Raw genomic sequence first — 7,664 nt, forward strand, 5'->3', positions numbered from 1 at the left:
GGTACTCGCGGTAGAAGTTGAGCAGGTCGCGCAAGGGACTGGAAAGGCGCTCCAGGCCCGAGATGAAGGCGACGACGGTGCCGATCGTCGTCTGCCCCTGGATCACCATCCAGCCCCCGACGATGAGAACCATCAGCGGACCGATGGCATTCGCGACGTTCAGCAAGGTCTTCAGCCCGTATTTGAGGACATAGAACCGGATTCGGTTGCGGAAGATCGCATGGATCGTGGCGGACTCCGTCGGAGTCGGCTTGGATTCTGGACCGCTCCGGGCCCCGCTCCCGCTCTGGGCGACGGTTTCGTCGCCGAGCTTGCGCACCAGCCCGACCTGCCGCTCGACGAGCGTGTTGAGGTCGGCCTGCATGTAAAGTGCGAGGAAGACCTGCGGCAACAGGAAGACCATGCTGATCAGCGCGATCAGCGGCTGGATGTACAGCATGTAGCCGAGGATCACGCAAAGGAAGGTCAGGTTGACGACGAATTCCGAGATGCCGACCCCGACGAAGCCGCCGACACCGTCGATTTCCCGGCCGATGACATTGACCGTCTGCCCGCTCGTGTTCCCGTCGGACGATGCCCTCTCGGTGGCAACGACCGTCAAGTGGTCGCGCGACTTTTTCACGACGCTTTCGCTGACCCAGCCCTGATAGACCAGAAGCGCATATTTCAACGCCGCCTGGAGCAGGACGATGGCGAGATAGAGCGCCCCCAGGAAAAGCAAGGTCCGGACGTCCCGGTTGGCGATCGCCACATCCACGATCCGCCGTTGGAGATCGATCGGCGCGAAGTTGAGCAGCGCCACCGCCATCGCGATCAGGCCGACATAGAACTGATGGGCGCCGCTGGCGCGCCAGACAAAACTGCTCAGCGTCTGGTCGGACGCGATCGCCGGGGCCGACGTCTCGCTTGGCCTGATCCGCCTGAGAAGCGGGAGGAAGATGCTGCTCACGGAAGGGACCTTGTCGACGCCTGGACGGGGGGCAACGAACGGCCCGGCAGACAAGTTCCCCGCTTCAGGGATTTGTCACATCATGCGCTTGCCTGAACGAGGACATTCCAGGCCAGGCGGCTGCCTTGCATCACCCGCAACCCTCCGTTTGACACTGAAGAAGATCATGGCGATCGAGAGCGACTTCACCCCTTACATTCGTCGTTGGGCGCTGGCTGAAGACGGCGAGCCGATCCTGACACGGACCAGCCGCCTCCTCCCGGTTCGTTGGAACGGCGAGCCGGCCCATGCTGAAGATCGCGACGGTGCCTGAGGAAAAGCGGGGTGCGGGCCTCCTGATCTGGTGGAATGGGATCGGGGCTGCTCGCGTCATTGAACACCACGATGATGCGATCCTGCTCGAACGCGCGACCGGCAACCGCTCGCTCGCTGCGATGGCGGAGCATGGAAGGGATGATGAAGCGAGCGTCGTGCTCTGCAGGGCCGTTGCCGAGCTTCACAAGCCGCGTGCAGCGCCTCCATCGAATCTTGTCCCGCTCTCCGACTGGTTTCGGGCGCTCCATGCTGCACCTCAGGGCGGGATCTTCGTCCGATGCGCCGAGGCCGCACGCATGCTTCTGGCCGATCCGCGCGATGTCGTCCCGCTGCATGGCGACATTCATCACGCGAACATCCTTGATTTCGCAGAACGAGGCTGGCTCGCAATCGATCCCAAGGGCCTGCGAGGCGAACGCGGCTTCGATTACGCCAATCTCTTCTGCAATCCGGATCATCCGGTCGCCACGGCGCGTGGTCGCCTCGCCCGACAGGTGGACGTCGTCGCTCATGCCGCACAGCTGGAACGCGGCCGCTTGMTTCGCTGGATTCTCGCCTGGGCGGGGCTTTCGGCGGTCTGGCTCATCGAGGATGGGGAAACCGAACATATCGCGCCCACCCTTCGCGTCGCGGAGATCGCCGCGGCGGAAATCGACAAGGGTTGATTTTCCAACTCGGTGCCGCTCAGGCGGGTCGGCAAGCGGGTTGGCGGAAACCACCTTTCGTGCAGCCATCGGCACGGGCCACTGGCCGCCGATGATCAGTGCCATTCAGCGATCAAACTGACACGCGAGCCAATCGGCAACGATCGGGCAATCCAAGTGTTCTGATCAATGGGACTGGCCCGCCGCAGGGGCGATGGACGGACCAGTCCCTCTCGCGCGTCAAAACGGGCCGCGCGATACCCTATTCCCGCCCCTCGCCTCCTCGGCGGAGAAGGATTGTTTTTCCGTACGAACGTTCGTATATAAATATCACAATGAGGCCGGGCGGTTTCCCGCCTTGGCCAGGAAATCGATATGGGCAGACACAGAAAGCACGATCCAGAAGAGGTCCTGAACGCGGCGGAGCGGGTCGTGCTCAGCCGCGGCGCGGCTGGCCTCTCGATCGATGCCGTCGCCAAGGAGGCTGGGATCGCAAAATCCAGCGTCCTCTATGACTACAAGTCCAAAGGCGCCGTGCTCGAGGCCCTCATCGGGCGGATCATCAAGGCCGACGACAAGAAGGTGGCCGCCGCCGTAGCGGCAGCCGTCGCGACCCCTAATCCCGAACTTTTCGGCAGGATCGAGGCCACCGCCGCGGGGCAGCCCTCCGAGGACGAACGCGCCATTGCGATGGCGGTCAGCGCGGCGGCGTCCCACCAAGATGCCTTTCAGCGCAGCATGCGCGATTGGCTCTCCCGCGACCTCGATGCGATCCAGGCCGGGACCGACAAGCCCTTCGCGTCCCTGATGGCCTATCTCGCCCTCTTTGGGCTTTCCTCCATCGAATATMAGGGGTTCCGCGAGTTCGATCCGTCCGAACGCGCCGCCATCCTGAACGGCATCAAAAGCATTTTTGAACTCATCCCAGAAACTCCGGCTTCCCCATGAATTCCCAATCTGTTTTGCGTCCTTCCCGCCTGTCGAAGGTCGGGGAGCAATCCCTATTGCGCCGGTTTGGCGCCGTCGCGGTCATCCTGTCCATGACGGTGGCGGCAGCGAACGCCCAGGACCCGTCCCAGATGCCGCCGCCTGCCGTTGCCGTCCTTCAGGTCGAGCCGCGCGCGGTTCCGGTCGTCCGCGACCTGCCCGGCCGCATCGCCGCGACGCGCGTCGCCGAGGTCCGCGCCCGGGTCTCGGGCATTCTGCTGGAGCGCGTCTTCCAGCAGGGCACCCTCGTCAGGCAGGGGGACGTGCTCTACCGGATCGATCCCAAGCTCTTCGAGGTCAGGGTCGCGAGCGCGCAGGCCGCCCTTCAGAAGGCCAAGGCCCTCAAGGCCAATTCCGAGCAGCAGCTCGCGCGCCAGAAGACGCTGCGCGAGCGCGAAGTGGCGAGCGGGATCAATTTCGAGAACGCGGAACTGGCGCTCGCCCAGGCCAACGCGGATGTCGGGCTGGCCGAAGCCGCGCTGGCCGAGGCGAAGATCAACCTGGATTACACCCAGGTCCGGGCCCCCATCACCGGCATCATCGGGGCAGCCCTGGTCACCGAGGGCGCGCTCGTCACCGCCGACGCCACCCAACACCTGGCCTTGATCCAGCAGATCGACCCTGTCTACGCGGATTTCACGCAGTCGGCCCAGGAACTCCTGGCATTGAAGCGATCGGTCGACGCGGGCAAGCTCGCCAGCCCGGAGCCGGGCAAAGCCCGCGTCGAGCTGGTATTCGACGATGGCGCGACCTATGCGCAGGCCGGTTCCCTGCTGTTCGCCAGTGCCAGCGTCGACGCGACGACCGGCCAGGTGACGCTGCGTGCCGAGTTCCCGAACGCGAAGGGCGATCTGCTGCCCGGCATGTATGTCCGCGTCCGTCTCGAGCAGGCGGTCCGGGAGGGCGCGATCACCGTGCCGCAGCGCGCCGTCGTCCGCACGCAGGAGGGGCGAGCCCAGGTCTACGTGATCACGCCTGAGAATACCGCCGAGGCGCGCGACGTCGAGCTCGGGGAGGCGATCGACTCCGACTGGCTCGTCCTGTCCGGCCTCAAGGCCGGCGATAAGGTCGCCGTCGACGGCGTCCAGAAACTCCAGCCCGGCGCGAAACTGGCGCCCGAGCCCTGGTCGCCCGCGACCGATAGTGCCGGCTCCAAGAGCCGATAGGTCCTGACATGGCACAGTTCTTCATTCGGCGGCCGATCCTCGCCTGGGTCTTCGCGCTGTTCATCTGCATCGCCGGCGCGCTGGCCCTGCCCTTCCTGCCGATCGCGCAGTACCCCAAGGTCGCGCCGCCGCAGCTGACGATCTCGACCGCCTATCCCGGCGCCTCGCCCCAGGAGATCTACCAGGGCGTGACCCGCCTGATCGAGGAGGAGCTGAACGGCGTCGCCGGTCTGATCTATTTCGAGTCGACCTCGGATACCTCCGGTTCGGTCTCGATCAACGCGACCTTCCAGCCCGGCACCGATATCGATCAGGCTTCGGTCAAGGTCCAGAACGCGATCAAGCGGGTCGAGTCCCGGCTTCCGCGGGCGGTCACCACGCAGGGCGTTTCCGTCGAGGAGGCATCCGCGGGCTTCCTGATGATCGTCTCGCTGACCTCGCTGGACGGACAAATGGACGAGGTCGCGCTCGGCGACTACCTCAACCGCAATGTGCTCGGCGAGCTTCGGCGCATCGAGGGTGTCGGCCGGGCGCAGCTCTTCGCAGCCCAGCGCGCCATGCGCGTCTGGATCGACCCGGTGAAGATGGTCGGCCTGAAGCTGACCGCCGACGACATCACGGCCGCGATCAGCGCGCAGAACGCCCAGGTGGCGGCCGGCCAGATCGGCGCCGCGCCGAACCCGGTCGGTCAGGACCTGACCGCGACGGTGCTCGTCAAGGGTCAGCTCGCAAACACGGCCGAGTTCGGCGAGATCGTACTGCGCGCCAATGCCGACGGCAGCACCGTTCGGCTGCGCGACGTCGCGCGCATCGAGCTCGGCGCGGAGAACTACAATTTCAGCAGCCGTCTCAACGGCAAGCCGAGCGCGGCGGTCGGCATCCAGCTCTCGTCCACCGGCAACGCGGTCGCGACCTCGCAGGCGATCCGCGACAAGCTCGCCGAGCTTTCGCGGTTCTTCCCCAAGGGCGTCGAGCAGTCGATTCCCTACGATACCAGTCCCTTCGTCTCGGCCTCGATCAAGAAGGTGCTCTTCACGCTGCTGGAAGCAGTCGGGCTCGTCTTCATCGTGATGCTGATCTTCCTTCAGAACATCCGCTACACCGTGATCCCGACACTGGTCGTGCCGGTCGCGCTGCTGGGCACCTGCGCGGTCATGTTCGCGACCGGGTTCTCGATCAACGTGCTGACGATGTTTGCGATGGTGCTCGCCATCGGTATCCTCGTCGACGACGCCATCGTCGTCGTCGAGAATGTCGAGCGCATCATGGCCGAGGAAGGCCTGTCCCCGCGCGCGGCGACGCAGAAGGCCATGGGCCAGATCACCGGCGCGATCCTCGGCATCACGCTCGTGCTCGCCAGCGTCTTCATCCCGATGGCCTTCTTCCCCGGATCGACCGGCATCATCTACCGCCAGTTCAGCCTGACCATGGTCGTCTCGATCCTGTTCTCGGCCTTCCTCGCCTTGTCGCTGACGCCGGCTTTGTGCGCGACGTTCCTGAAGCCGATCGCCAAGGGACATCACGAGAAGAAGGGGCTCGGCGGCTGGTTCGACCGCTGCTTCGACCGGGTGACCGCGGGATATTCCCGCAGCGTCGTTAGCCTGGCGAAGCGGGCCGGTCGGGTCATGGTGGTCTATCTCGCGCTGGTCGTCGGGCTCGGCTACCTGTTCGTCAAGCTGCCGAGCGCCTTCGTGCCGAACGAGGACCAGGGCTATGTCATCGTCGATATCCAGGGCCCGCCGGAAGCCAGCGCCAACCGCACGCTCGCCTCGATCAAGCAGATCGAAGGCATCTTCCAGGCCGACCCCGCCGTCGCAAATGTCGTGGCGATCCAGGGCTTCAGCTTCTCCGGCAACGGGGCGAACGCCGCGCTTGCCTTCGTGACGCTGAWGGACTGGAGCGAGCGTGGCGCCGACAGCACGGCCCAGGCCGTGGCGGACCGCGCCAATGCCCAGCTGTTTGGCCTGAAGGACGCGACGACCTTTGCCCTGTCGCCGCCGCCGATCGAGGGTTTTGGCACGACGAACGGCTTTGCCTTCCGCCTCCAGGACCGCGCCGGCGCCGGCCAGCGGGCGCTCGCCACAGCGGCCGCTGACCTGCTGGCCCGCGCCGCCAAGAGCAACGTGGTCACGGGCCTGCGGATCGAGGGCATGCCGGACGCCGCGCAGCTTCTGCTCGTCATCGACCGCGAGAAGGCCAACACGTTCGGCGTCACCTTCACCGACATCAACACCACGATCACCGCCAATCTCGGCTCGTCCTATGTCAATGACCACCMCAACGCCGGACGCATGCAGCGGGTGATCGTCCAGGGGCGCGACCGCGACCGTCTCCAGGCTGAGGACCTGCTCAAGCTCAACGTTCGCAACGCGCAAGGCGGGATGGTTCCGCTGTCGTCCTTCGCGATCGCGCAGTGGCAGAAGGGCGCTCCGCAGATCGTGGGCTATAATGGCTATCCCACCGTCCGGATCACCGGCGAGCCGGCTCCCGGCCAGTCCTCGGGCGCGGCCATCGCCGAGATGGAGCGGCTCGTTGCCGAAGTGCCGGGCGGGTTCGGGTTCGAATGGACCGGGCAATCGCTGGAGGAGATCAAGTCCGGCTCGCAAGCGCCCATGCTGTTTGCGCTCAGCATCCTCTTCGTGTTCCTGCTGCTCGCCGGTCTCTACGAAAGCTGGTCGATCCCGCTCTCGGTGATGCTGGTCGTGCCGCTGGGCATCATTGGTTGCGTGCTCGCCGTCATGCTGAGGGGGATGCCCAACGACATCTACTTCAAGGTCGGGCTGATCGCGATCATCGGCCTCTCCGCCAAGAACGCGATCCTGATCGTCGAGTTCGCCAAGGACTACTATGCCGAGGGCCGGTCGCTGCTGGATTCGGCGGCGGATGCGGCGAAAGTGCGCTTCAGGCCGATCATCATGACCTCGCTTGCCTTCGCCCTCGGTGTCGTGCCGCTGGCGATCGCGACCGGCCCGAGCGCCGCCAGCCAGAACGCGCTCGGCACCGGCGTGCTGGGCGGCATGATCTCGGCGACCGTGCTCGCGATATTCTTCGTACCGGTCTTCTTCGTGTTCGTGCTCAGGCTGCTCAGGACCAGGCGGCCGGGCGACCAGCAGGAGGACGGCGACGCAGAGGCTCCCGCAACAGAGACGCCGGCCCGGTCCCAGGAGCCAGCCGGCGGGGCCGCGGTCACACCGGCACGTTCCTCTGCCTGACCTCCGAGCGAGGTCGCGCCCGGCTTCGGAGAGCCACGCCTGACGCCCGGGGACTGCAATGAGGACGAGGCGGTTTCGTTCGCCGCCTCGTCCTCGATCGTCAACCTCGGATGAATGCGAGGATGTCCTTGTTGACAATATCGGCGTGGGTGGTCGCCATGCCGTGCGGCAACTTGTTGTAGATATTCAACGTCGCCCGCTTCAGCAGCTTGGCCGAAAGCGGTGCGCTGGCGCCGATCGGGACGACCTGATCGTCATCGCCATGCATGACAAGAGCCGGCGCCTCGATCACCTTGAGGTCCTCGGTGAAATCGGTTTCGGAAAAGGCCTTGATGCCGTCATGCTGCGCCTTGGCAGCGCCCATCATGCCCTGGCGCCACCAGTTCTGGAC

At 65.4% G+C, this 7,664-nt stretch carries 5 protein-coding genes and 1 pseudogene; 4 read left to right on the top strand and 2 right to left on the bottom strand.

Annotated features, from left to right (window positions below; genetic code table 11):
- Positions 1–949: ABC transporter transmembrane domain-containing protein (locus AC1DJT_RS31585; protein WP_476835606.1), on the bottom strand; the 949-nt coding region annotated here is incomplete at its 3' end.
- Between the two features lie 166 nt (positions 950–1,115).
- Between AC1DJT_RS31585 and AC1DJT_RS31590 the strand changes: the two are divergent.
- From AC1DJT_RS31590 to AC1DJT_RS31605, 4 genes and pseudogenes are all read left to right on the top strand, one after another.
- A pseudogene (locus tag AC1DJT_RS31590) lies at positions 1,116–1,929 on the top strand (aminoglycoside phosphotransferase family protein).
- 354 nt (positions 1,930–2,283) lie between these two features.
- The gene (locus AC1DJT_RS31595) at positions 2,284–2,856 is read left to right on the top strand and encodes a TetR/AcrR family transcriptional regulator (protein WP_476835607.1); all 573 of its coding nucleotides are present in this window, start codon (positions 2,284–2,286) and stop codon (positions 2,854–2,856) included.
- A 92-nt stretch (positions 2,857–2,948) separates the two neighbouring features.
- A complete protein-coding gene (locus AC1DJT_RS31600; protein WP_476769718.1) occupies positions 2,949–4,061 on the top strand; it encodes an efflux RND transporter periplasmic adaptor subunit in 1,113 nt (370 codons plus the stop codon).
- Between the two features lie 8 nt (positions 4,062–4,069).
- Positions 4,070–7,273, top strand: a complete 3,204-nt coding sequence (locus tag AC1DJT_RS31605) for a multidrug efflux RND transporter permease subunit (protein ID WP_476835608.1) — start codon at positions 4,070–4,072, stop codon at positions 7,271–7,273.
- Positions 7,274–7,373: 100 nt separating this feature from the next.
- Here the strand turns inward: AC1DJT_RS31605 and AC1DJT_RS31610 are convergent.
- Positions 7,374–7,664: alpha/beta fold hydrolase (locus tag AC1DJT_RS31610; protein ID WP_476835609.1), on the bottom strand; the 291-nt coding region annotated here is incomplete at its 5' end.

This window comes from Allobosea sp. 05T422_2 (genome assembly GCF_056396265.1).